23 protein-coding genes are annotated in these 24,156 nt (G+C 66.4%); 13 read left to right on the forward strand and 10 right to left on the reverse strand.

Going from position 1 to position 24,156, the window contains the following annotated elements:
• Positions 1 to 130: 130 nt before the first annotated feature.
• Positions 131 to 1,504, reverse strand: coding sequence for an EAL and HDOD domain-containing protein (locus ACHFB9_RS01300; protein WP_417069174.1), 1,374 nt, complete (start codon positions 1,502 to 1,504; stop codon positions 131 to 133).
• Positions 1,505 to 1,588: 84 nt separating this feature from the next.
• Positions 1,589 to 4,414: a M16 family metallopeptidase gene (locus ACHFB9_RS01305; RefSeq protein WP_417069175.1), complete on the reverse strand. Its 2,826-nt coding sequence runs from the start codon at positions 4,412 to 4,414 to the stop codon at positions 1,589 to 1,591.
• A gap of 136 nt (positions 4,415 to 4,550) precedes the next feature.
• Between ACHFB9_RS01305 and ACHFB9_RS01310 the strand changes: the two genes are divergently transcribed.
• A complete protein-coding gene (locus ACHFB9_RS01310; protein ID WP_417069176.1) occupies positions 4,551 to 5,252 on the forward strand; it encodes a 5'-methylthioadenosine/adenosylhomocysteine nucleosidase in 702 nt (233 codons plus the stop codon).
• On the opposite strand, the gene pssA is transcribed toward ACHFB9_RS01310, so the two are convergent.
• Positions 5,249 to 5,866: a CDP-diacylglycerol--serine O-phosphatidyltransferase gene (pssA, locus tag ACHFB9_RS01315; protein WP_417069177.1), complete on the reverse strand. Its 618-nt coding sequence runs from the start codon at positions 5,864 to 5,866 to the stop codon at positions 5,249 to 5,251. The two genes, ACHFB9_RS01310 and pssA, sit on opposite strands and share 4 nt — an antisense overlap.
• Before the next feature lie 91 nt (positions 5,867 to 5,957).
• Between pssA and ACHFB9_RS01320 the strand changes: the two genes are divergently transcribed.
• From ACHFB9_RS01320 to ACHFB9_RS01330, 3 genes are all read left to right on the forward strand, one after another.
• Positions 5,958 to 6,422 carry a GAF domain-containing protein gene (locus ACHFB9_RS01320; protein WP_417069178.1) on the forward strand — a complete coding sequence of 155 codons (465 nt, stop codon included), beginning with the start codon at positions 5,958 to 5,960 and terminating at the stop codon, positions 6,420 to 6,422.
• Between the two features lie 14 nt (positions 6,423 to 6,436).
• A complete protein-coding gene (locus ACHFB9_RS01325; protein ID WP_417069179.1) occupies positions 6,437 to 7,282 on the forward strand; it encodes a putative RNA methyltransferase in 846 nt (281 codons plus the stop codon).
• Between the two features lie 79 nt (positions 7,283 to 7,361).
• Positions 7,362 to 7,547 (forward strand): hypothetical protein, encoded by a 186-nt coding sequence (locus tag ACHFB9_RS01330; protein WP_417069180.1) that lies wholly within the window; start codon positions 7,362 to 7,364, stop codon positions 7,545 to 7,547.
• Positions 7,548 to 7,562: 15 nt separating this feature from the next.
• Here the strand turns inward: ACHFB9_RS01330 and ACHFB9_RS01335 are convergent, their stop codons facing one another.
• Positions 7,563 to 8,231, reverse strand: a complete 669-nt coding sequence (locus ACHFB9_RS01335) for a YebB family permuted papain-like enzyme (RefSeq protein ID WP_417069181.1) — start codon at positions 8,229 to 8,231, stop codon at positions 7,563 to 7,565.
• Positions 8,232 to 8,346: 115 nt separating this feature from the next.
• Here ACHFB9_RS01335 and ACHFB9_RS01340 point away from each other — a divergent pair, with 115 nt between their 5' ends.
• Complete coding sequence (locus ACHFB9_RS01340; RefSeq protein ID WP_417069182.1) at positions 8,347 to 9,081, forward strand: helix-turn-helix domain-containing protein; 735 nt, start codon at positions 8,347 to 8,349, stop codon at positions 9,079 to 9,081.
• On the opposite strand, the gene ACHFB9_RS01345 is transcribed toward ACHFB9_RS01340, so the two are convergent.
• Positions 9,082 to 9,690, reverse strand: coding sequence for a GyrI-like domain-containing protein (locus ACHFB9_RS01345; RefSeq protein ID WP_417069183.1), 609 nt, complete (start codon positions 9,688 to 9,690; stop codon positions 9,082 to 9,084).
• A 57-nt stretch (positions 9,691 to 9,747) separates the two neighbouring features.
• On the reverse strand, positions 9,748 to 10,557 hold the full coding sequence (locus tag ACHFB9_RS01350; RefSeq protein ID WP_417069184.1) for a MerR family transcriptional regulator: 810 nt from the start codon (positions 10,555 to 10,557) through the stop codon (positions 9,748 to 9,750).
• A 287-nt stretch (positions 10,558 to 10,844) separates the two neighbouring features.
• Here ACHFB9_RS01350 and ACHFB9_RS01355 point away from each other — a divergent pair, with 287 nt between their 5' ends.
• Positions 10,845 to 11,345, forward strand: coding sequence for a hypothetical protein (locus tag ACHFB9_RS01355; RefSeq protein WP_417069185.1), 501 nt, complete (start codon positions 10,845 to 10,847; stop codon positions 11,343 to 11,345).
• Between the two features lie 32 nt (positions 11,346 to 11,377).
• On the opposite strand, the gene ACHFB9_RS01360 is transcribed toward ACHFB9_RS01355, so the two are convergent.
• Together ACHFB9_RS01360 and ACHFB9_RS01365 are read right to left on the reverse strand one after the other, a co-directional pair.
• Positions 11,378 to 13,342, reverse strand: coding sequence for a DNA topoisomerase IV subunit B (locus ACHFB9_RS01360; RefSeq protein WP_417069186.1), 1,965 nt, complete (start codon positions 13,340 to 13,342; stop codon positions 11,378 to 11,380).
• 117 nt (positions 13,343 to 13,459) lie between these two features.
• Complete coding sequence (locus ACHFB9_RS01365; protein ID WP_417069187.1) at positions 13,460 to 13,927, reverse strand: Lrp/AsnC family transcriptional regulator; 468 nt, start codon at positions 13,925 to 13,927, stop codon at positions 13,460 to 13,462.
• A 124-nt stretch (positions 13,928 to 14,051) separates the two neighbouring features.
• Here ACHFB9_RS01365 and ACHFB9_RS01370 point away from each other — a divergent pair, with 124 nt between their 5' ends.
• On the forward strand, positions 14,052 to 14,741 hold the full coding sequence (locus ACHFB9_RS01370; protein ID WP_417069188.1) for an aspartate/glutamate racemase family protein: 690 nt from the start codon (positions 14,052 to 14,054) through the stop codon (positions 14,739 to 14,741).
• On the opposite strand, the gene ACHFB9_RS01375 is transcribed toward ACHFB9_RS01370, so the two are convergent.
• Positions 14,738 to 15,424 carry a TetR/AcrR family transcriptional regulator gene (locus ACHFB9_RS01375; RefSeq protein WP_417069189.1) on the reverse strand — a complete coding sequence of 229 codons (687 nt, stop codon included), beginning with the start codon at positions 15,422 to 15,424 and terminating at the stop codon, positions 14,738 to 14,740. The genes ACHFB9_RS01370 and ACHFB9_RS01375 overlap by 4 nt on opposite strands.
• A gap of 97 nt (positions 15,425 to 15,521) precedes the next feature.
• Between ACHFB9_RS01375 and ACHFB9_RS01380 the strand changes: the two genes are divergently transcribed.
• From ACHFB9_RS01380 to ACHFB9_RS01400, 5 genes are read left to right on the forward strand one after another with little or no spacing between them, the layout of a single operon-like run.
• Positions 15,522 to 16,520 carry an HlyD family efflux transporter periplasmic adaptor subunit gene (locus ACHFB9_RS01380; protein WP_417069190.1) on the forward strand — a complete coding sequence of 333 codons (999 nt, stop codon included), beginning with the start codon at positions 15,522 to 15,524 and terminating at the stop codon, positions 16,518 to 16,520.
• Complete coding sequence (locus ACHFB9_RS01385; RefSeq protein WP_417069191.1) at positions 16,520 to 18,232, forward strand: ATP-binding cassette domain-containing protein; 1,713 nt, start codon at positions 16,520 to 16,522, stop codon at positions 18,230 to 18,232. Before ACHFB9_RS01380 ends, ACHFB9_RS01385 begins: the two co-directional genes overlap by 1 nt.
• Positions 18,229 to 19,362, forward strand: a complete 1,134-nt coding sequence (locus ACHFB9_RS01390) for an ABC transporter permease (RefSeq protein ID WP_417069192.1) — start codon at positions 18,229 to 18,231, stop codon at positions 19,360 to 19,362. The genes ACHFB9_RS01385 and ACHFB9_RS01390 overlap by 4 nt, the downstream gene beginning before the upstream one ends.
• A 7-nt stretch (positions 19,363 to 19,369) precedes the next feature.
• Positions 19,370 to 20,488 (forward strand): ABC transporter permease, encoded by a 1,119-nt coding sequence (locus tag ACHFB9_RS01395; protein WP_417069193.1) that lies wholly within the window; start codon positions 19,370 to 19,372, stop codon positions 20,486 to 20,488.
• An 11-nt stretch (positions 20,489 to 20,499) separates the two neighbouring features.
• Positions 20,500 to 21,990, forward strand: a complete 1,491-nt coding sequence (locus ACHFB9_RS01400; RefSeq protein WP_417069194.1) for an efflux transporter outer membrane subunit — start codon at positions 20,500 to 20,502, stop codon at positions 21,988 to 21,990.
• Here the strand turns inward: ACHFB9_RS01400 and ACHFB9_RS01405 are convergent.
• Positions 21,987 to 23,186 carry an MFS transporter gene (locus ACHFB9_RS01405; RefSeq protein ID WP_417069195.1) on the reverse strand — a complete coding sequence of 400 codons (1,200 nt, stop codon included), beginning with the start codon at positions 23,184 to 23,186 and terminating at the stop codon, positions 21,987 to 21,989. The two genes, ACHFB9_RS01400 and ACHFB9_RS01405, sit on opposite strands and share 4 nt — an antisense overlap.
• 124 nt (positions 23,187 to 23,310) lie before the next feature.
• Between ACHFB9_RS01405 and ACHFB9_RS01410 the strand changes: the two genes are divergently transcribed.
• Entirely contained in the window at positions 23,311 to 24,147 is an 837-nt protein-coding gene (locus ACHFB9_RS01410) for a cysteine hydrolase (protein ID WP_417069196.1), read from the forward strand.
• Positions 24,148 to 24,156 lie beyond the last annotated feature (9 nt).

Here is a 24,156-nt window from a genome sequence, read left to right on the forward strand (position 1 = left end):
CCGGACGTCGGGTCAGCCCTTGAGGCAGGTTCGAGCGATCGGCTCGGACCGGAACCCGCGCCGCGACCCGCGGCGCTTTTTTATTGCCCGCTTTTCGGGCTGCTGAATGGGGGGGCGACCGCCCCGACTTTCAACCGGGTTCTTCGCTCGCCATCGTCTGGGCCCAGGCGAGCGCTTCGAAATGGCGTTGGCTGACCAAGATGGGGCGGCTGCCTATCGCCCGGCTCGCCATGAGCAGAGTTGGCAGATCGCCGTTCTCGCAGCTCTCGGCGCAGGCGAGGTAGGGGGAGAGCGGGCCTTCGCGCCTGAGCAGTGCCGCCTGTGCGTGCTCGGGCAGACGCAGCGGAGTCAGCGCGATCTCGGCCGGCACTTGCAGAAGCCTGTCCAGCAGCGAGAAGAGGCCGGTCACGAAGAGCTCGTCCGGATCGAGTTCGGGCTTGTCTCGCCCCAGTTGCTCCATCATCCTGGCTCGGACCTGGGCTTTCTCGAACATCGGATCCCGAGGGCCGCGCTGGGCGTTGCTCGCGAAAAGCAGCAGGGACAGCCAGCGGTAGAGCTGGGTCTGGCCCATCACGATCAGCGCGTGCTGGACCGTCGCGACCGGAGTGTCCAGCGCCAGCGCTGCCGAATTGACGTGACGCAGCAGTCGGTAGGACAGCGCCAGATCCTGTTTGAGCACGCCGACGATCTCGTGGTTGTCGCGCTGCTTGTCGATCTCGGTCATCAGCCGCGCAAGGCGCAGGTAGCGGGGGGTAACGCGCCGCCCTTTCCAGGGGCCGAAGAGGCGGGCGAAATCGCCCTCGAAAGCCGTGCAGCCCAGCCTCTGCGCGAACTCGAAGGCTTCCGGACTGCCTAGTCCCGTGGCCAGGCGGGGCGTGCGCGGAAAGCGGTGCGCGAGCAGCTTGCCCGAGCGATGCAGGCCGGCCGGATCCAGTTCGGCGAAGTTCAGCACGAACTCGTCGGCGAGATCGGCCAGGGCGGAAAACCAGGGCGTGTCCGGGCGGATCTCGATCGCTAGACGCAAGCCCTGGCGGCGCAACTCCTCGATCAGGGCCAGCCGTTTCGGCGAAGGCGGCATCTCGGGGCGGCGAGTGGCCAGTACCAGGGTTGGATTCAGCGCGCGCAGCCGCTCCAGCCCGGGGTGGCTCAGGCTGGCCATGTCCAGCCTGAGCAGGATCGCACGGCCTGCCGGCCAGTGCGGCACCAGCGCCAGCAGTTTCTCGATCAGCAGCGCGTCGAGCGTGCGCCTGATCCGCGGGGACGCCGGGTCGAAGCCGTCGTGCGGGCAGCAATTCGCGCCGATCAGGTCGGCGAGGAAGCGGCGCTCGCGGTCGAACACTTCGCTGCGGCGCCAGGCCGCTTCTTCTGGCAGCGGGGCCGATTCGACGGCGGGCTGGGGCGGCTGGGTCTCAGGTTCGCCGGGCGTGGCTGCGGCTGGCGCGGCGCGCTGGGAGCGTTGAGGAGGGGGGCGGAAGAGGGCGAAGAGACGGCTCAGCCAGGCCATGATCGAAGCGGGTGATGGACCAGCGTTTACGACTAGCCCCTCGCGGAGCGAGCGTCAAGAGCGCTCCGCGAGGGTGGTGGCGATTTACTTGAGCAGCTTGCCATCCGGGCCGCGCACTTCGATCGGGGCTCTCCCCAGCGCGTCGAGCTGGGGTGCGATCTTCGCGCGGTCGCCGACCGCGATCACGGTCAGCGCGTTCGAGTCGGCGTACTTCTTCGCAGCTTTGAACGCGGCGGCGGCATCGACGGCGGCGAGCCGCTTCGGCAGACTCGTCACATAGTCCGTGCCCAGGCCCAGCGACCAGCCCTGAGCGAAGCTCGAAACGATCGCCGCGTTCGTGTCGAACTTGCCGGGCAGGCTCAGCAGTTCCGCGTTGCGCGCCTTCGCGAGCTCTGCGGCGGGCAGAGGCTTCGCGCGCATGCCGTCGACTTCGTGGAACAGATCCTTGAGCGCCGCGCCGGTCACGTCGGTGCGGACACCGCCGAGGCTCGTGAAGGTGCCGAACTCACGGCCGAGCTGGTAGCGCGAATAGACTCCATACGTATAGCCCTTCTCTTCGCGCAGCACCGTGTTGATCCGGCTCGTGAAGAGCCCTCCCATCGCCGCGTTCATCACTTCGAGCGCGGCTTCGTCGGACACGCCCGCCTTCGGCGCGGAGCGGACCACCCGCAGTGCGGTCTGCGGCGCGCCGGGCTTGTCGACGATGACGATGCGCGCAGCCGTCGGTTTCGCGGGCGGCAGCTTTGCGGTGTGCGCCGTGCCTTCGCCCTTCCAGTCACCGAAGTTCCGCTCGGCGAGCGCTTTCGCTTCGGCGAGGCTCAGACTGCCTGAGACGATCAGCGCCGCGTTGTCGGGGCGGTAGTTCGCCTGCCAGTAGGCGAGCAAGCTGGCCTTGCTGGTCGCCTCGATCGCCGCTTCGTCGCCGAGCTCGCCCTGGCCCAAAGGGTGATCTTCGCCGAACAGCGCCGCTCTTGCGACGACGGCCGCGGTCGCCTGCGCGTTCTCACGCTGCTGGGCGAGTGCCGCGCTCCTTGCCTTCTTGCTGCGGGTGATCTCCTCGTCCGCGAAGGCCGGGTTGCGCACCGCGTCGGCGAGCAGCGCGAGCGCCTGCGGGAACTTGTCCTTCAGCGCCGTGATCTGTGCCGAGCTGCTCTCGGCGGCCGCCGACGTGGCGAGCGTTGCGCCCAGCGCCGCGGCGTCGTCGGCGATCTGCGGCGCGCTGCGCGTTTTCGTGCCTTCCTGCAGCATCGCGGCGGTGAAGCTCGCGAGGCCGGGGGTGGTATTCGCGTTCGCGCCGGAGGCGAGCTTCAGCTCGGCGCTGACCAGAGGCACGCCCGGGTTCGGCACATGGATCAGGGTCAGGCCGTTCGCGAGCTTGACCGTGGTCGCGGCGGGCAGGCTCAGCGGACGGGCGGCGCCCGCCTTCGGCTGGCTCTTGCGCCACGCGACATCGGCATTGAGGCTCTCGCGTTCGGCTGCCTTGGCGCCGGTTGGCGCGGGAGGCGTCGGCACTTCCGGCGCGAGCTTTTGTTCGCCCGGTAGGCCATAGACGACGACGCGGGCGTCGCGCCGGAGCTGGCTGGCGACTTCGCGCTGGATGTCGGCCGGCGTGATCGCGTCCAGCTTGGCCAGATCCTGGGGCAGATAGCCCGGGTCGCCCGCATGTTGGTTGTAATAGTTCAGCTGCTCGGCGATGCCGATGCCCTTCTCCAGGCCGCTCAGCATCTGGGTCTTGATCGTGGTGCGGGCGCGGGCGAGTTCGTCTGCGTCGGGAGGGGTCGTCGCGAGTTTCGTGAGCTCCTCGTCGATCGCCTTTTCGAGCTCTTCGGCGCTGTGGCCGGGGCGCGCGGTTGCTTCGATCGAGAAGGTTGAGCCGAGTGACAGCGGGTACTGGCTGGCGTTGACCGACTGGGCGATCTGCCGATCATAGACGAGGCTCTTGTAGAGCCGGCTCGATTTTCCGCCGGCGAGGATTTGGCTGGCGACGCCCAGCTCGGCGTCGCCCGGCTTGAACACCGGCGACGTGACCCAGCCCATATAGACCTTGGGCAGCTCGACGTGGTCGGTCACTGTGATGCGCTTCTCGGCCGTGATCCTGACCGGCGGTACGACGACGGCAGGCACGGCCTCGCCGGCCTTGAGCGGTGCGAAGTATTTGTCGAGCAGCTTCTTTGCTTCGGCCGGTTTGAAGTCGCCGACCAGGACCAGGGTCGCGTTGTTCGGGCGGTAGAAGGTGCGCGCGAAGCGCTTCACGTCCGCGAGCTTCGCGTTCTGGATGTCGGCGTGGGTGCCCATCACCATCGCATGATAGGGGTGGCCCGCCGGGTACAGCTCGTTGTAGAGCGCCTCCTCGACGATGCCGTAGGGGCGGTTCTCGACGTTCTGGCGGCGCTCGTTGCGGACCACGTCCTGCTGGTTCGCGAGCGCGGTGCCGTCGACCTGGTCGATCATGTAGCCGAGCATGTCGGACTTGATCCACATGCCCAGTTCGAGCTGGTTCGAAGGCAGGGTGAAGAAATAGTTGGTGCGGTCGAAATCGGTGCTGCCGTTCGAATCGCTGACGCCGGCCGTGTCGAGGATGCGGTCGGCCTGGCCGCGCGGAATGTGGCGGGTGCCGGCGAACATCAGGTGCTCGAACAGGTGGGCGAAGCCGGTCAGACCCGCGGTCTCGTTGCGCGGTCCGGCGTGGATCCACAGGTCGAAAGTGACCAGAGGCAGGCGGTGATCCTCAGCGAGGATCACTTCGAGCCCGTTGGCGAGGCGGATCTTCTCGAAACCGATGCGTATCGAATCACCCTCGGAGATCACTGCGCGGGCGGAGGCCGAAGGGCTTCCGGCGGCAAACGCCGGCGGGACGATCAGGCTGGCGAGCGCGAGGCTGGTGGCCAGAGCGAGAGGACGAATTCGCATCGGGGATCTCCTGGAGGTAAAGCGTCATTCTGGAACGCCCGTAGCCACAAAATGTGTCCGACATGTGTCAGAGCGGGCGGCGCTGGTTGGGGGCTCGGGATTCGCGGGATAATCGGCCCTCCTTGAGGAGGTTTCAATGATCGTTATCCTGGGCGCGATGGACACCGAGATCGCCGAATTCCTGTCGGTCATGGAAGGGCGCGAGACGGCGCAGTGGCAGGGCATCGAAGAGCACCGCGGCATGTTGGACGGCCATCCCGTTCTGGTCAGCAAGACCGGAGTGGGCAAGGTCATGGCGGCGATGCGCGCCCAGCACTTCATCGACAGGGTCGGGCCGAAAGCGCTGCTGTTCACCGGCCTCGCCGGGAGCCTGAAGCGGGACATCCGGATCGGCGACACGGTGCTGGGGCGCGATCTGGTCCAGCACGACCTCGAGAGCGCCGCGCTGGGCGTGCCGCGCGGTCAGATCCCGTTCTCGGACATCCGCTTCGTCGAGCCCGACGCGCAGCTGCTCGACATCGCGGCCCGTTATCAGCCCGCCGAAGGCCGGCTCCATCTGGGGCGGATCTGCACCGGGGATCAGTTCATCACCCACCGCGAGCTGGCCAGCCACGCCCATCTGCACGACGAGCTCGATGGCGACGCGGTCGAGATGGAAGGCGCTGCCGTCGCTCTGGTCTGCTCCCTGAATGGCTTGCCCTTCCTGGTCGCGCGGACGATCTCGGACATGGCCGACGGCGACGCGGTCGCGGACTACGAGCAGATCCTGCCGCGCGCGAGCCTCAACAGCCTCGCCTTCGTCCGCCACATGTTGGCCGGACTCGCGGCTCGGGCCTAGAGCTTCGGGATCCGGATCCGGCTGATCATCAGCGCGCCCGAGATCGCGAACAGCAGCACGATCGGGTGCAGCGTCGCGCCGGCGACTTCCAGCGCTCCGCCCCACAGGGCCAGGCCGACCGCGCCCTGGGAGCTGGCGAAGCCGAGCAGCAGAACCAGGAACATCGAAGTCGGAATCGGCGTGCCTTCGAAGTATTTGACCTTGTCTCCGCCCTCGGAGAGCCTGTCGGCGGTGATGTTGTAGCGGGCGAGGCGCGAGACGCCGCAGGCGACGAAGAAAACCAGCACGATGCGGTCGTAGAAACCCTGTGCGCCGCAGCCGTAGGCGATCGCGGCCGGCGCGACGCCGAACGAGATCACGTCGGCCAGCGAGTCGAGCTCGCGGCCCATCGCCGAGCTCTTCTGCCGCCAGCGTGCAATGCGCCCGTCGAGCACGTCGAAGATCAGGGCCAGCGGGATCAGCGCGCACGCGAAATAGACGTGGATGATGTCCAGGCTCTGCAGATAGGACATCACGGCGAAGAGGGCGCTGACACCACAGACGGCATTGCCGAGCGTGAACCAGTCTGCGAGCTGGAACTCGCGGATCATCGAAAAAGGTTTGGGTCGAGTCATGGGGGGGGAGGATATCGCAGAGGCGGGGCCTCGGGCAGCTTCGCGTGCGTGGCAGAATGCGAAGTTTAGGAATTCGTCGGACGGACCAAGCATGGATAGCACGAAGAAGAGGGCCGCCTACGGCCGCATCCAGACCCAGTTGAAGAGCCTGCTGGCCAAGAGCCCGGATGCCGAGGCGCGGATGGCCTCGGTCGTCGCGCTGCTGCACCACAAGATGAGCCACTTCTTCTGGACCGGCTTTTACGGTCTCAGGGAGGGGCGGCTGGTCGTCAAGATGTATCAAGGCCCGATTGCCTGCATGGAGCTGCAGAAGGACACCGGAGTGTGCTGGGCGGCGATCAACGGCGGAAAGACCGTCGTCGTGCCCGACGTCGAACTCTTTCCCGGCCACATCGCCTGCGACAGCCGCAGCAAGTCCGAGATCTGCGTGCCCTTGCGCGATGCCAGCGGCGCCGTGATCGCAGTGCTCGACATCGACAGCGATGTGCCGGGCAACTTCGACGAAGTCGATGCCGAGGAGCTCGAAAAGATCCTCGCGCTGGTCCACGAAGCCTGAGCGGCGGCACCGCCGTGAGCATCACCCCCTTCTCGTCGCTCGCCTGCCCTCTGGATGGCGCGCCGCTCCATCCGCAGGCGGGCTGCTGGCGCTGTGCTTCCGGCCACTCGTTCGACGTCGCGAGTCAGGGCTACATCAACCTGCTGCCGGTCCAGAACAAGCGCTCGCGCGATCCGGGCGACAGCCGCGAGATGGTCGCGGCGCGGCGGCGTTTCCTCGAGGCCGGCTTCTATCACCGGATTGCCGCGGCCTTGGCCGAAGCGGCGCTGACCGATCTGCCCGTTGACGCCGCCTGCCTCGACGCCGGCAGCGGCGAAGGCTATTACCTGCGTCAGCTCGCCGGTGCCGTTCCCGAGGGGCACCGCCTTTCACTGCTCGGCCTGGACATCTCGAAGTGGGCGGTGCAGTCCGCCGCAAAACGGGAAAAGCGTGCCGCTTGGGTCGTCGGCAGCAACGCGACCCTGCCGGTGCTCTCCGGCACGCTGGACAGGGTGTTGTGCCTGTTCGGTTTCCCGGTCTATCCGGAGTTTGCGCGGGTCTTGAAGCCGGGTGGTCAGCTGTTGATGGTTGATGCCGGCCCGGATCACCTGCGCGAGCTGCGCGAGATCATCTACCCCAGCCTGAAGCCGGAGAAGGTGCACGAAGCCGCGTGCCCCGAGGGTTTTGAACTGCTCGGCGTCGAGGCGGTCCGCTTTGGGGTCGAGGTCGCCGGTGCCGCTCTGCTCGCCGATCTGTTGGCGATGACGCCGCATCTGCACCGCGCAACGCCCGAAGGCCGGGCCCGTGCCGCCGCGCTGACCGGACTCGGCTTGACCGTCGATGTGAAGCTGAGCCGCTACGTGCGCCGCAGCGGAACCTGAGCGGGTCTTTGCCCCATGCGGTGTTTTCATGCAAAATGCATGGCTCGGGCCTTGCCGGCTCGTACTGCATGAGGGCTTGATGAGCAAAGCTGTTGATCTTGCGATGGCGATCGTCGCCATCGTCTTCATGGCCGGATCTGCGATCGGGCTGTTCAACTCGAATCTGGATTCGCGCGTTCAGTTCCTGATCGCGCTCGGTGCTTCCGGGCTGGTCCTCGCCGACATCGCCGTGCGCCACCTGCTCGCGAAGCCGGCTTCGGAGTGATTCTGCCGCGGGGGCTCAGCTCGCGAAACCGTCGAAGACCCGCTGCAGCTTGTCGCTGTGATAGAGACTGGCCGGCGTCACGGTCTGCCTGTCCCACGGGATGTTCCCGAAGTACCAGACGCGCCAGAAACCCAGTCGGGTGTCGGGATTGCGCGCGAGCAGCGTGCGGAAGCTCTCGGGTTCTCCGACCGCGATGCCGGTTGCGTCGATCAGCACTTCGCGAACGAAGCGTGAGCAGAACTCCCGGCGCGATTTCAGGTTGAAACCGGTGTCGTAGAGGATCCCCATGCGCCGCTCGCTGGCGCGCACAAGGGCCTGGCGCTGGGTTTCGCTCAGCCCCTGACCCAACCGCGCGACCGCGACCCGGCCGCCTTTCGAACGTGCGACGAAACGGCTCAGAACCGTCGTCCGCGAAAAGGGGAAGGCGCTCTCCGCGATGACCGGTTCGGCGCCCGACACGTCGGTGACGATGCCGACATGGTTGACCCAGCTCTGCGTCGCCTCCGAGACTTTCCGGAACGGCAGCGGTGCGACGTGGATGAAGACGACGTCGCCGACCGCAAGGGCTTCGTCGAGCCGCTTGATGCTTTCGGTCGGATTGGGGGCGGGGGACGGCGATTCGTCTGCCTGGGCGCAGCCCAGCATCAGACACAGCAGCAAAGAGACGGCGCTCAGTTTTTTCACGATGGCTCGCTTCCGGGTTCAGAGGCTCTGATGCTGGCAGGAAGTGTCGATCGGTGGAATTTCTTCGCGCTAAGTCCTGATAGACTGGCTGTCCGGTATTGAAATCCGCTACTTCATGAACGAAATCGGCTCGCTGCTCGCGACGGTCAAGCGGCTGCTCAAGCGTCAGGGTCTGAGCTATCGGGATGTCGGACAGGCGCTCTCGCTCTCCGAGGCAAGCGTCAAACGGATCTTTTCTTCCGGGCACATGACGCTGGAACGCCTCGCGCAGATCGCCGCGCTGCTGGGTTTTTCGCTGGCCGAGCTGACCCGCGAGGCGCAGACGAGCGCCCAGCCTGTCCGGATCCTCAGCGAGGGCGAGGAGGCTGTGCTGGTTTCGGACATGAAGCTGCTGCTGGTCGCGGTCTGCGCGCTGAATCACTGGGCGATGGCCGACATCGTCTCGGCCTATGCGCTGAGCGAGGCCGAATGCCTGCAGTGCCTGCTGCATCTGGATCGGCTCGGTCTGATCGCGCTGCTGCCTGGCAACCGGATCCGCCTGTTGATCGCGCGCGATTTCGACTGGCGCGCGGACGGTCCGATCCGCCGCTTCTTCAGTGATCAGGGGCTGGGCGATTTTCTCGCCAGTTCCTTTTCCGCGGATGGCGAACGGCTGGCTTTTGTCCACGGCATGCTCACGGGCTCTGCTCTCGAAGAGCTCGCGGCACAGATCGCGAAGCTCAGGAAGCGTTTCGCCGAGCTGCACGAAGAGTGCCTGACGGAGCCGCTTGCCCGCAAACACGGGGCCAGCCTGCTGATCGCGAGCCGGTTGGGCTGGGAGCCCGCGGCTTTTGCGCAGCTCAGGCGCTGATCAGCGCATCGGCTGGCGGATCACGGTCTTCCATTTCTCGGGAGCCGCTTTGCGGATGTCGCTCAGATAGATCTCGTGGTGTTTGCCGCGCATCTCGCCGTGATCGGCGATGTACTGGTGCAGTTTCGCGACGCTGGCCCCTTCCTCGCTGAACGGGCCGATGTGCAGGATCTGCGCGCATCGGCCCTCCTCGAGCGGCTCCAGCCTCAGCCGCGACAGCGCGGGCGGATTCTTCTTCGTCCTGACTTCGGCTATCGCGCGCGCGATCAGCTCCGCGGGAACGAAGGCAGGCTGGGCGATCATCATCGTCCATTGCCAGCCCGACTTGTCCGAGCCCATGAAGGCCGCGGGATCTTCTGCCCACCACAAGCCTTCGAGCGGCATGACCCCATAGTCGATCCCCGTCTCGCCCTTCTTGACCATGAACTTGACCGCGTAGGAGACCGCGAACAACGCCTCGATCGCCTCCGCGTAGGCGGGCGTAGTGTTCGGGTCGCCTTCGCCGTCGACCATCAGATAGTTCATCTGCGGGACCTCGATTTCGCTGACCGCTTTCGCGGAAGGAAGGTAGAGGGACTTCAGCTCTTTCTTGAGATCGATCTTTTCCATCACAGAACTCATTGAAACCCTCTCCCGCTCGCGGGAGAGGGGCAGGGGAGAGGGGGGTCAGGCGACGGGCGCGTAGAGGTCGACTTCGGTCTCGGGGCCGTCGGGCATCGGGCAGCGGGCGAATTCGTAGCGCTCGAGATCGATTCCTTCGACTGTCGTCAGGCCGTTCTCGGGCAGGCCCTTCGCGTAGACGTCGCGAACCGTGTTGCCCATGTCCTTGTACGGGCCGCGGTGCACGAAGATCGCATACTTCTGCGCGGGGACAACCCACGAAGTCATGCCGTCGGGCACCGGCGCATCCTCGGCGACCCGCACTCCGGCGAGGTAGCGGAACTTGCCGCCCGGTTCGCCGATGCAGGCGCCGTAGGCGACGCCCGCCTCGTTGCCGACGATCTCGGCGCAGCGGGAACAGAAGCGATCCCACATCGGGCCGATCGATTCGATCTTGCCGTCCTCGAGTTCAAGCCCGATCAGGCGGAAAGCGGGAAGCTCAACCACTCTGGTTTTCATCATCGCGAAATTCCTTTGCGTCAGGTTCAGCATCAGATCCTCGGTCGCCGCGAGCGCCGACCTGTCCTCTTCGAGTTGCCGCTTCAGGCGTTCGGAGTGCTCGGTCAGGGCTGCGGTGAGGCGTTCTGCGAATCCGGCGGACTTCATGTCGCCGAGTTCGCGGATCGCTTCGAGCGGCATCCCGATCGAGCGCAGGCGCAGGATGTTCGCCAACTGGGGCAGCTGCTCCGGCGTGTAGTAGCGATAGGCGCTCCAGGCATCGACCCGGGCCGGCACGAAGAGGCCAAGCCCCTCGTAGTGGCGCAGAGTCTTTGCGGTGATACCGAAGAGGCGAGCGATACGTCCTATGGTCAGCACTTTGTCGTCCGGAATCTGATGAGCCCCGGGGTCGGGACCGCTGTGAAGATTGAGCCCTGCCCTTAGGGACGGGTCAAGCCCCCGATTCTGTTCGCTTGGCGAAGAGGAGGCGAGGAGAACTTTCCTCGCGCTGTATGCAGCTGCGGTCGGCCGTGCCGTTTCCGGAGGCACTGGCGTCAGGAGACAGAAGTGCGCGGCCCTCTGAATTATTTTGTAATATGTCCGGGCTTTGCCCCCTCCGCCGCAGGCGTCCTGCCTGCCCTTCAAGATCCGACGAGTATCCGCTGATGAAGAACATCCTTGTAGTGCTGGTCATCCTTGCCGCCGCTGGCTATCTGTGGAAGCAGAATCACCAGAAGGTCCAGGCTCCCGAAGTGCTCGCCAATCCGGTCTATGCCGAGGCCCGCGTGAAGATGAATGTCCAGGGGCGGGACATCGAAGGCGTGATGCTCGGCAAGACCGTCGATCAGGCGGACTGCCAGAAGAACATCGAGACGCTGACCCGCCAGATCGAGGAGCAGTCGCCGAAAGTCTGTCCGACCTGCAAGGTAAACGTGACCAGCGAGTGCAAGGCCGATTTGGCGCCGCGCTATGCGATTTTGTTCGACAACCAGCCGACTCACGTTGCCTATATCAGCTTCGCCAAGGGCGATCCGTCCGAGCGCGAGTACCGCTTGATCTACTGGGGCGTCACGGTGCCGGAGAGCGAAAGACTCTGCTCGGGCTTGTCCGTTTTCCAGCGGGGGCGCAAAGGCCCGGTCAGCTGCGTCCACGCCCGGGAACAGTAGGCGCGGGGCGTGCCGCCCCGCCCGGGTGGTTCTTACAGATCCGCCTCGACCAGGTTGCCCTTCGCTTCCATCCAGGCGCGGCGGCCCGAGGCTTCGCCCTTGCCCATCAGCAGGCAGAACAGCTCCTTCGTGTCTTCGAGTGCGATGTCGTCCATCGTGATCGGCAGCACGCGGCGGGTTGCCGGATCCATCGCGGTCTCGCGCAGCTGTTCCGGGTTCATCTCGCCCAGGCCTTTGAAGCGGCCGATCTCGAGCGCTTCGGGTTTGATCCCTTCCTTCGCGAGGCGCTCGCGCACCGCGGCGAGTTCCCGTTCGTCGAGACAGTACAGGCGACGGGCGGGGCGCTTCTTGCCTGAGGCCGGAACGTCGACGCGGTAGAGCGGCGGCAGCGCGACATGGACATGGCTGTGCGCGACCAGGAGCGGGAAGTGGCGCAGGAAGAGCGTCAGCAGCAGGGTCTGGATGTGCGAGCCGTCGACGTCGGCATCGGCCATGATGACGACCTTGCCGTAGCGCAGGTGATCAAGCACTGATTCGGGCGCGTCCACCGGGTGAGGGTCTACGCCCAGAGCGACCGAGATGTCGTGGATTTCGGCGTTCGCGAACAGCCGGTCGGTATCGATCTCCCAGGCGTTCTGGACCTTGCCGCGCAGCGGCAATATGGCCTGGGTCTCGCGGTTGCGCGCGAGCTTGGCCGAACCGCCGGCCGAATCGCCCTCGACGAGGTAGAGCTCGTTGTCGACGATGTTCTCGCTCTCGCAGTCGGCGAGCTTGCCCGGCAGCACCGAGACGCCCGAGGATTTCTTTTTCTCGACCTTCTTGGCGCTCTTGAGCCGGCTCTGCGCCTGGCTGATCGCGAGCTCGGCGATCGTCTTGCCCATCTCGACGTTCTGGTTCAGCCAGGCTTCGAACTGCGGCATCACCATCGTCGAGACGAGTTTGACCGCTTCGCGCGAGTTCAGCTTCTCTTTGACCTGGCCCTGGAACTGCGGATCGAGCAGGCGGGCCGACAGCAAAAAGCTCATCTTGCCGCAGACGTCATCCTGTTGCAGCTTGACGCCGCGCGGCAGCAGCGCGTGCAGGTCGACAAAGGATTTGAGCGCTTCGAAGATCCCGCCGCGCAGTCCCGATTCGTGCATGCCGCCGTTGACGGTCGGGATCAGGTTCACATAGCTCTCGCTGGCCGCGAAGCCGTCGAACCAGCAGAAAGCCCAGGCTGCGCCTTCGCCCTCGGCGAAGTCCTCGTGCGCCTGTGCGTAGCTCTCGCCGGCGAGGATCGGCACCAGAGGCTCGGCGCCGGCGGCCATCTCGCGCAGATAGCCGGTCAGACCCTCCGCGTAATGCCACTCGCTCTTCGCGAGGCTGCCGTCGGTCTGCTCGACTTCCAGAGTCACCGTGACGCCGGGCAGCAGCACCGCCTTCGAGCGCAACAGGCGTTCGATCTCGGCGAGCGGCACTTTCGGCGTATCGAAGTACTTCGGGTCGGGCCAGACCCGCACCCGGGTTCCGCTCTGCCGGCCGCAGCTGCCGGTCTCGGCGATCTCGCCGATCTCGCGTCCGCCGTTGTTGAACTGGACCTGATGAACCTTGCCTTCGCGTTTGACCTCGACCTCGACGCGCGAGGAAAGCGCGGTCGTGACCGCGACGCCGACTCCGTGCAGGCCGCCCGAGAACGCATAGGCCGAGGCGCCCGAAGTCTTGTCGAACTTGCCGCCCGCGTGCAGCACCGTGTAGGCGAGCACGACGACCGGCACTTTCTCGACCGGGTGCAGGCCAACCGGGATTCCGCGCCCGTCGTCGCCGACCGCGACCGATCCGTCGCGATACATCGTGACCTGGATCTTCTTCGCAAAGCCGGCCAGCGCTTCGTCGGCGGCGTTGTCTATGACTTCCTGGATGATGTGGGCGGGCGAGTCGGTGCGGGTGTACATGCCGGGGCGCGAGCGCACCGGCTCCAGTCCCTTGAGGACGCGGAAGGAGGATTCGTTGTAGGTCATGTCTGGACTTCAAAACGGCTTTGGGCAATGGTAGCAAAAGCCGGACAAAGCTGTACTTCCGTTCAGTTGTGCGCCCAGCCGGACGGATTCGTCCAACTGGGTGCCGCTCCGGGAAGATCAATCGGCGTAATCGAGCGGCAGCGCGGTCGTGAACTTGATCTCTTCGAGCGCGAAGCTGGAGCTGACGTCGGAGAGCTCGTCGCTGCGGATCAGGCGCTTATAGACCGCGTCATAGGCAGCGATGTCGGGCACGACGACGCGCAGCAGATAGTCGATGTCGCCGCTCATCCGGTAGAACTCGACGACTTCGGGGATCGCGTCGATCGTCGCGCGGAAGGTCTCGAACCAGTCCTGAGAGTGATGGCGGGTGCGCACCGACACGAAGACCGTGACGCCGACCCTGATCTTGTGCGGGTCGAGCAGCGCGACCTGGCGGGTGATCACCCCTTCTTCCTTGAGGCGCTGGATGCGTCGCCAGCAGGGGGTCGTGGACAGATTGACCTTCGCGGCCAGCTCGCTGATCTGCTGCTCGGCATTCTTCTGCAGCTCTTCGAGGATTAGCTTGTCCTTAGAATCGAGTTTCACTTTTTTATGAATCCGGGGAGCCAACTTGCCCAAGTCTCGCTATGTCGAGCAAAAAACGCAAATCCGCCCTCGCTCTTCGCTCCTAGAATGAAGCGCTTTCCTACTGAATTTGAGGAGTTCTTCGATGAAGTCCATCGGTCTGATCGGCGGCATGAGCTGGGAATCCACGGTCATGTACTACCAGGTCATCAATCGCGAAGTCGGCCGCCGTCTGGGCGGGCTGCGTTCGGCGCCGCTCGCGATGCTCAGCGTCGACTTCGAAGAGATCGCTTCGCGGCAGAAGCAGGGCGACTGGGAAGGGATGGCGGCGATGCTGTCCGCTGCGGCCAGATCGCTGGTGCGCGCCGGCGCCGACTGCGTGCTGATCGGCACGAACACGATGCACAAGGTCGCGCCCGAGGTTCAGGCCTCGGTCGATGTGCCGCTGCTGCACATCGCCGACGTGACCGCCGACGCGATCGTCAAGGCCGGCTGCAGGACGGTCGGCCTGATGGGAACCCGCTTCACGATGGAGCAGGGCTTTTACGTCGAGCGGCTGAACAGCAAGGGCGTCGAATGCGTGATCCCGGATGAGGCGCAGCGCGCCGAGATCCACCGAATCATCTTCGATGAGCTGTGCCGCGGCATCTTCAAGGATTCCTCGCGTGCGGCGCTCAAGGTCATCGTTGCGGATCTCGCCGCGCGCGGAGCCCAGGGGGTCGTGCTCGGCTGCACCGAGCTGCCCTTGATCCTCTCCGCCGACGACGTCGAGATCCCGGTCTTCGACACGACGACGCTGCACGCGCTGGCCGCGGTCGAGTTTGCGCTGAACTAATTTCTGCCCTTCGCGCGCCGCGCCGCGGCGACCGCATCGAGACCCGCGAAGGCGAAGGTCTTGATGTGCGTCTTCAGGTCCTCGAAGTCGAGTTCGCCCTCCGCGGTCCAGAAGTCGGCCATGACCCGGCTGACCATGTGCCGGTTCGCGACCAGCAGCATCGTGCAGGGTGCGAAGGTGCTCAGGAAGCAGCGGGCGAGCGCCTGATCGTCAGTCGAGATGCCGGTGATCTCGCTGAGCAGCCCGCGGATGATCGCGAGCTTGGGTGAGATCCGGGTGTTGAAGACCTGGTCGAACATCGCCGAAGGCGCGACGATCTCGCGCATGAATACGCGCAGATGCCAGCCCTCGCTGTGCAGGCCATCGAGCATGCCGTCGATGATGCGGCCGAGCTTGCCGCGCGCGTCGAGCGGGCTGTTCGCGACTTCGGTCAGCAGATCCAGGCTGATGAAGCGGTTGTGCGCCTCCTTCAGCACTTCCGCGTAAAGGCCGTCGCGGCCTCCGAAATGGTAGTTCACCGAAGCCAGGTTGCAGCCCGCCTTCAGGCAGATCTCTTTGGCCGTCGTCGCTTCGTAGCCGAGTTCCGCGAACAGCCCTCCCGCCGTCTCCAGGATGTTCGCGCGCGTCGTCTCTCCGTCCTGGCGGCGGGTGCGAGCCGGTGGGGTTTTCTCTTTGCTGTCCATGTCCGGATTCTAGCTTGACTCCAAATTCAAATTCAAATTAGAATTTGACTCAAGCGAGAGAGCACCCCGCTCCGCTGCCACTCGAAGGATGTCTCTGATGAAGAAGAAAGTCCTCTTCGCGCTCGTTCTGCTGGCCCTGGTTGCGGCCGCCCTGACCTGGAAAGTCACGCAGCGTGGCGCCGACGACTCTGGCCTGGTCCTCTACGGCAATGTCGATCTGCGCCAGGTTTCGCTGGCTTTCAACGGCAGCGGGCGGATCAAGGCGCTCGCCGCCACGGAGGGCGATCGGGTCAAGGCCGGGCAAGAGCTGGGCGTGCTCGACACGAAGACCCTGGAACTCGAAATCGCTCAGGCCAAAGCCCAGCTCGATGCCGGCGAACAGGTCCTGCTGAAATTGCGCAACGGCTCCCGCCCTGAGGAGATCGCCCAGGCGAGAGCGAAGCTCGCCGCGAGCCAGGCCGATTTCGACAATGCGAGCGCCCAGCTCGCGCGCATCCATTCTGCGAACGCGAGCACCGAAGGGCGGGCCGTCAGCTCCCTGGACGCCGACTCCGGCGCAGCGAAACTGAAAGTCGCGAAGGCGAATCTGGACAGCACCGCGAAAGCGCTCGCGCTGCTCGAAGCCGGGCCGCGCAAGGAAGAGATTGCCGAAGCCCGCGCCAGGGTCGAGGCGAGCCGGGCCCAGCTCGCGCTGCTCGAACACAACCGCGATGAAGCGCATCTGCGCGCACCGGTCGATGGCCTCGTCCGCAGCCGTCTGCTCGAACCGGGCGACATGGCCAGCCCGCAGAAGCCGGTTCTGGCGCTCGCGCTGCTGAACCCGAAATGGGTCAGGGCTTATGTCGCCGAGGCGGATCTGGGCCGGATCAAGTCCGGCATGGCGGCCCAGGTCAGCACCGACAGCCACCCCGAGCAACCGATCAGCGGTCGCGTCGGCTACATCTCGTCGGTCGCCGAATTCACGCCCAAGACCGTGCAGACCGAGGAGCTCAGAACGAGCCTCGTCTATGAGGTGCGCGTCTTCGTCGAGGACGCCCGCGATCAACTGCGCCTGGGTATGCCGGCGACGGTGCGCATCGCGCGGACGGACAAGTGATGAGCGCCGAGCTGGCCCTGCTCGCGCGGGGCGTGCGCAAATCATTCGGCGCGACGACGGCGCTCGATGACGTGTCGCTCGCGGTTCGCCGGGGCGAACTCTCCGCGCTGGTCGGCCCGGACGGCGCCGGCAAGACGACTCTGCTGAGGCTCGCGGCCGGGCTCTATCAGGCCGACTCGGGCGAGCTGACGGTGCTAGGCTTCGCAGCGGCGAGCGAGGCTCAGCAGATCCAGAACCGGATCAGCTACATGCCCCAGCGCTTCGGCCTCTACGAGGATCTGTCGATCCAGGAGAACCTCGACCTCTACGCCGACCTGCACGGCGTGCCGCCCGAGCTGCGCCGCGAACGCTATGCGCGGCTGCTCGAGATGACCGACCTCGCGCGCTTCACGTCCCGTCTGGCCGGCAAGCTCTCCGGCGGCATGAAACAGAAGCTGGGCCTCGCCTGCACGCTGGTCCGCTCGCCCGAGCTGCTGCTGCTCGACGAACCGACGGTCGGCGTCGATCCGCTGTCGCGCCGCGAACTCTGGCAGATCGTCCAGCAACTGGTCGATGCCGAGCAGCTCAGCGTGATCGTCAGCACCTCTTATCTGGACGAGGCCGAGCGCTGCGCCAAGGTTTTCGTGCTGCACGAAGGCCGCTTGATCGACGAGGGCCGCCCGGAGGAGATCCTCGCCCGGGCCCAGGGAATGGTCTTCGTCGCGACGCCGGCCGCCGGAGAGCCCGCGCGCAGCCTTCAGGCCAGGTTGATCGACGAGGAAGGCACCGTCGATGCCGTGCCCCAGGGCGGCGAAGTGCGCTTCATCCGCGCGGCTCCCGCGCCCGAGGCGCTGCTCGCCGGCGCCGCGGTCCGGGCCGTGCCCGCGCGCCTCGAAGACGGCTTCATGACTCTGCTGCGCTCGCTCCGGCCGGCCCGCCTCGCCGTTCCGGATAGGGGCGGCGCGCGGAGCGTCGAGCGCAGCGAGACCGTCATCGAAGTGAAGGACCTGGTGCGCCGCTTCGGCGACTTCACCGCCGTCAACAGCACTTCGTTCTCGGTGCACCGTGGCGAGATCTTCGGCCTGCTGGGGCCGAACGGCGCCGGCAAGACGACGACTTTCCGGATGCTCTGCGGTCTGCTGCCGGCGAGCAGCGGCCATCTCCGGGTCGCCGGCGTCGATCTGCGCCATGCGCGCGCCGAAGCGAGGCGGCGGATCGGCTATGTGTCGCAGAAGTTCGCGCTCTACGGCAATCTGTCGGTCGCCGAGAACCTGCAATTCTTCGGCGGAGCCTATGGTCTGTACGGCAGGCGGCTCGCCGACCGGATCGCCGCGGTGGCCGAAGAGTTCGAACTCGGCGACCAGCTCGCGACGACGAGCGGTCAGCTCCCCGGTGGCTTCAAGCAGAGGCTGTCGATGGCCGCGGCGCTGCTGCACGAACCCGAGATCCTCTTCCTCGACGAGCCGACCAGCGGTGCCGATCCGCTCGCGCGGCGCGAGTTCTGGCGGCGGATCACGACGCTCGCCGATGCCGGAACGACCGTGATCGTGACCACTCACTTCATGGAAGAGGCGGAGTACTGCGACCGCATCGTGATCCAGGACGCGGGCAGCCTGCTCGCGCTGGGGACGCCGCGCGAAGTGAGGGCGGAGGTCGGCGGGGCGGACATGGACGCCGCATTCATCGCGATCGTCGAGCGCAACCGCGCCCAGAACGAGAGGGCCGCAGCATGAGCGACGCACTGAGCGGAGGTTTCCGGCGCCGCCTCGCCGCGCTGGTCGCGAAGGAATTCCGGCAATTGCTGCGCGATCCGGGCAACCTCGCGATCGGCATCGTGCTGCCCATCATCCTGATCCTGCTCTTCGGCTACGGCCTGTCGCTCGACGTGCGCAACGCGCCGCTGGCGGTCGTGCTCGAGGACGCGTCTCCTCAGGCCCATGAGGCGGTCTCCGGCCTCGCTCTGTCGCCCTACCTGGCGCCGGTGCTGCTGCCGGCGATGCGCGACGCCGAAACGCTGATGCGTGAACGCCGCGTCGACGGCATCCTGCGCCTGCCTTCCGACTTCTCGCGCCGGCTCGCCGCCGGCGACGCCCATGTCCAGCTCCTGGTCCACGGCGGCGATGCGAACCGCGCGCGGATCGTGACGGGCTATGTGCAGAACGCGCTCGCGCAGTCGGCGCGCCGCGCGGCGGACCAGACCGGCAAACCCGCCGCCGGGCTGATCGCAATCGAGCAGAGGCTGTGGTTCAACTCCGCGAACACCAGCACCTGGTTCCTGGTGCCCGGCCTGATCGTGCTGATCATGACCCTGGTCGGCGCTTTCCTGACCGCGCTGGTGATGGCGCGCGAATGGGAGCGGGGCACGCTCGAAGCGCTGTTCGTGACACCGGTGCGCCCGCTCGAGATCCTGCTCGGCAAGCTGATTCCCTACTTCGCACTGGGCCTCGTGGGCCTGCTGCTGTGCCTCGTGGCCGCTCGCCTGCTCTTCGCCGTGCCGATGCAGGGCTCGCTCGCGCTGATCCTCGCCGTGTCGATGCTCTATCTGCTGGTCGCGCTGGGCATGGGCCTCGTGATCTCGGCTGCGACGCGGAGCCAGTTCCTCGCCAGCCAGCTCGCGCTGGTGCTGAGCTTCATGCCGGCGCTGATGCTCTCGGGCTTCCTGTTCGATCTGCGCAGCGTGCCGGTTGTGGTCCGTGTCATCGGCCAGCTGCTGCCGGCGACCTATTACATAGAGCTGTTGAAAACGCTGTTCCTGGCCGGCAACGTCTGGCCGCTGATCGCGAAGGACTGCGCGATCCTGACGCTGCACGCGACGCTGCTGCTCGGCGCCGCGGTGGCGATGACGAAAAAGAAACTGCACTGAGGGTGTCATGACCGAATTTCTGCGTGCGATCCTCTTTCTGTGCCGCAAGGAGCTGCTGGCGATCCTCAAGGATCCGTCGAGCCGGGTGATCCTGCTGATGCCGGTGCTGGTCCAGTCGCTGCTGTTCGGCTATGCGGCGAGCTACGATCTGAAGGCTGTTCCCTATGCCTTGCTCGACCAGAGCCACTCGGCGGCGTCCGTCCGTTTCGTCTCCCGGCTCGAAGGAGGGGGGCTGTTCCAGCGGGTCGCGACCCTCGCCAGCCCGACCGAGATCGCACCGCTCGTCGACGAGCAGAAGGCGCTGCTGGTGCTGCAGATCCCGCCCCGCTTCGCGGTCCAGCTCGAAGCGGGCGAGGCAAGCGCGCTGCAGCTGATCCTCGATGCGCGCAACTCGAACACGGCGGGCATCGCGGCGGGCTATGTCGGCACCGTCGCCGAGGCTTTCAACCGCGACTGGGCGAAGGAGCACGGCGGTAGCGCGTCGGCTCTGTCGATCGATACCCGGGCCTGGTACAACCCGAACCTCGAGACGCGCTGGAACATGCTGCCCGGCATCATCGCGATGCTGAGCATGCTGCAGACCCTGATGCTGACCGCGCTGTCGGTCGCCCGCGAGCGCGAACAGGGCACTTTCGACCAGCTGCTGGTGACGCCGCTGAGGCCTACCCAGATCATGATCGGCAAGGCGATTCCGCCGGTGCTGGTCGGTCTCGTCCAGGCCAGCATCGTCTTCGTCGTCGCGCGCTTCTGGTTTGCGATCCCGTTTGCCGGATCGCTGGCCACGCTCTACCTGGGCCTGCTGATCTTCACGACCGCTTGCGTCGGCGTCGGCCTCGCGATCTCGGCCTTCTCGACCAGCATGCAGCAGGCGATGCTCTATACGTTTGTGCTGGTGATGCCGCTCTCGCTGCTCTCGGGGCTGACCACGCCAATCGGCAACATGCCCGCCGCGATGCAGGCGCTGACTCGCCTCGACCCGCTGCGCTACGCCGTCGATCTGGTGCAGCGCGTCTATCTGGAGGGCGTCGGCCTCGCGACGATCCTGCCCGATCTGTGGCCGCTCGCGCTGATGGCCTGTCTCACACTGCCGGCCGCGGCCTGGCTTTTCCGTCACCGTCTCGTCTGAATGGGATTCCCATGTTCAGCTCTGAACTGATTGCAAAAAAAGGCCTCTGTACGGCCCTGCTCGTGCTGCTCGGCGCCTGCGCCGTCGGCCCCGATTACAAGGCGCCCGAACTCGTCGCGCCGGCTGACTGGAAGAGTTGGCACGGCGGAGCCGGGGCTCTGAGCGAGTTGCCGGCCCGCCAGGGCTCCGCCGAGCTGCCCGACTGGAAGGGCTTCGGCGACCCTGTGCTGGATCGTCTGCTCGATGAGCTCGAACGTGGTACGCCCGACCTTGTCAGCGCTTCGCTGCGCTTTGCGCAGAGCCGTGCCCAGAGGCTCACGGTGACGGCGCAGCGAGGGCCCAAACTCGATGCCCGCGGCGGCGCGACGCGCCAGAAGATCAGCGAGAACGGCAACTCGACGCGCTCGCTCGCGGTCATCGCGCCAGGGAGCCGCGACGCGCTGGCCGAGAAGCTCGCCGATCCCTATTCGCTGTATCAGGCGGGCTTCGACGCGTCCTGGGAGATCGACCTGTGGGGCCGGGTCAGGCGCTCGGTCGAGGCGGCCGATGCCAGCGTCGCGGCGAACGAGGCGAGCCTGGCCGAAGTGAAGCTTGCGCTCGGCGCGGAGCTGGCCCGCCACTACTTCGAGCTGCGTGCTGCCCAAGAGCAGCTGCGCCTCGCCCGCGAACAGATCGCGGCGAGCGAGGAGACTCTGAGCATGGTCCGTGCGCAGCAGAAGAGCGGCCTCGTCAACGCGCTGACCCTGAGCCAGCAGGAAGCTTTGCTCGCCGATCAGCGCTCCCGCCTGCCTCAGCTCGAAGCCCAAGAGGCGCAGGCGAGCAACCAGATCACGCTGCTGCTGGGGAAGAGGCCCGGTTCGCTGAAGGCCGAGCTCGCCGACGTCGACAAGCCGGCCAGCGTCGAGGCTCTGCCCGAGCTGAAGCTGGGCCTGCCCGGCGAACTCGCCCGCCGGCGCCCCGACATCCGCCGCGCCGAAGCCGAACTGCACTCGGCGGTCGCCAGCGTCGGCGTCGCCACTGCGGACCTATATCCACGGGTTGTGCTCGGCGCGAGCTTCGGGCTCGAATCGACGACTTCGAACAAGTTTGGCGAGTGGGGAAGCTCTCAGTGGTCGGTCGGCCCCAGCCTGTCGCTGCCGCTCTTCGATCAGGGGCGGCGGCGCGCGACGATCCGGCTGCGCGAACTTCAGCAGCAGGAAGCCGCGGTCGCGCTGCAGAAGACCGTGTTGCGCGCCTGGCACGAAGTCGATGACAGCCTGAACGCCTATTCGGCCGAGTTGCTGCGCCATGCCCAGCTCGTTGCGAAGACGCGCAGCAGCCGGGAAGCCTATGCGCTGGCGCGCGCCCGCACCGCGAGCGGTCTTGCCGACTCGCTGGTCGAACTCGATGCGCGGCGCACGCTGCTGCAGGCCCAGCGCGACGAGGTGGAGAGCACGAGCCGGCTGTTCATCGACCTCGTCGCGATCCGCAAGGCGCTGGGCTTGGCTCAGGTCGGAAGTTAGGCTGCGCGGCGGCGCAGATCCCGTCCGAAGTGGAGCGCGGCGAGGAAGACCAGCGCCGCGCTGATCCCCAGAGTCGTGCGGACCCCGAAACGCTCGGCGCTGGCGCCGGCGACGAGGCTGCCCAAGGGCGAGACGCCCACCAGGCACATCGAATAGAGGGACATGACCCGGCCGCGCAGCGAATCGGGCACCAGGGTCTGGATCAAGGTGTTGCTCGCGACGAAGCTGGTGATGGCCGCGAAGCCGGCCAGCGCGAGGGCCGGGGCCGCGGTCCACAGCGTCGTGCTGAAGCCGAACAGAGCGACCGCCGCTCCGACCAGAGGGGAGACTCCGGCGATGATCCTCGGCAGCGCCGCCGCGCCTCGCTGGCTGGCGAGGAAGATCGCGCCTCCGACCGCCCCGAGGCCCGAGCAGGCCATCAGCAGGCCGTAGGTCTGCGGGCCTCCGCCGTGGATGTCGCGGGCGAAGACCGGCAGCAGCACCGTATAGGACGTGCCGAAGAAGCTGATGCCCGAGACCAGCATCAGCGCATCGCGGATCCGTGCGTCGTGCCAGGCATGGCGGAAGCCTTCGTGCAGCGCCTTGAGCGTCGCGGCGACTGCGCGCGGGCGCGGCCGGGTGCGGATCGCGGCGAGTGCGCAGATCACCGCGAGGTAGGAGGCCGCGTTGATGACGAAACAGAAGCCTTCGCCGAACATCGCGACCGCGATGCCGGCGAGCGACGGGCCGATCATCCGCCCCGCGTTCATCATGAAGGAATTGAGCGCGATCGCGTTGGGCAGATCCTGCGGGTCGTCGACCAGCTCGGTCGCAAGCGCCTGCCGCGTCGGCATGTCGACGGCGTTGATGCAGCCGAGCAGCAGCGCGAAGCCGATCAGGTGCCAGATCTCTATGCTGCCGGTGAAGCAAAAAATGGCGAGCGCTGTGGCCTGGAGCATCGCGAGGATCTGGATCGCGATCAGCAGCTTGCGGCGATCGAAGCGGTCCGACCACAGCCCGCCCAGCGGACCCAGGACCAGCATCGGGATCTGGCTCGCGAACGCGACGACGCCGAGCAGCCAGGCCGAGTTCGTGATCCGGTAGGTGAGCCAGCCCATCGCGATCTGCTGCATCCAGGTGCCGGCCAGCGAGACCAGCTGGCCGCTGAAATAGAGGCGGTAATTTCGGTGATGGAGGGCGCGGGCGATGTGGGGCATCGTGAAACGATAGCGTGAACGGGGCTTTCGGGGTTTTCGCGTCACCTCCGCGGGGTTCTTGCGTCGTGGACGGATAGACTTGCACTTCTGTGCGCGCTTGGCGTGCGTCGTCTGCGGAGTCCTCATGTCCCGAACCCACTTGCTGATCATCGATCCGCAGAACGATTTCTGCGACCTCACCGATGTGCCTTTTTCACCGGCTCTTCCCGTCCCGGGCGCCGACGCCGACCTGAAGCGGATCGCGACGCTGATCCGCCGGGTTGGCGAGGCCTTGTCCGGCATCACGCTGACGCTCGATTCCCATCACTTTCTGGACATCGGCCATCCTGGATTCTGGCGCAAGGGCGACGGAGCCGCGGTGCCGCCTTTCACGGCGATCAGCGCCGCGGCGCTGCGCGAAGGAGACTTCCTGCCGCGTAGAATCGCCGACCGGGACAGGGTTCTGGCCTATCTCGACGCGCTCGAAGCGGCGGGCCGCTACCAGCACATGGTCTGGCCCGTGCACTGCCGGGTCGGCAGCTGGGGGCAGGGCGTCCATGCCGATCTGCTCGCCGCCTGCGACGAATGGTCGGCCGCGACGCAGTGCAACGTCGCGACCGTCGCGAAGGGGCTCAATCCCTGGACCGAGCACTACAGCGCGATCCGCGCCGAAGTGCCCGACCCGGACGATCAGGCCACTCAGGGCAATGCGGTTTTGCTCGAACGTTTGCGCGAAGCCGATGTCCTCTATGTGGCCGGAGAGGCGGGCAGCCACTGCGTCAAGGCGACGGTCGAACACCTCGCCGAGGCGTTTTCGCCGCCCGAGCTCCGGCGTCTGGTTCTGATCGAGGACGGGATGAGTCCCGTCGCCGGCTTTGAAGCGCAGCAACGCGACTTCCTCGCCGCAATGAAGTCGCTCGGTGCGCGCATCCTCTCCAGCGAGGAAGCCACCGGGGAGTTGCTGGCCGCGGCCGGCCGTTGAAGGAAATGC

The sequence above is a fragment of the Niveibacterium terrae genome, assembly GCF_048213115.1.
GTDB lineage: Bacteria > Pseudomonadota > Gammaproteobacteria > Burkholderiales > Rhodocyclaceae > Niveibacterium > Niveibacterium terrae.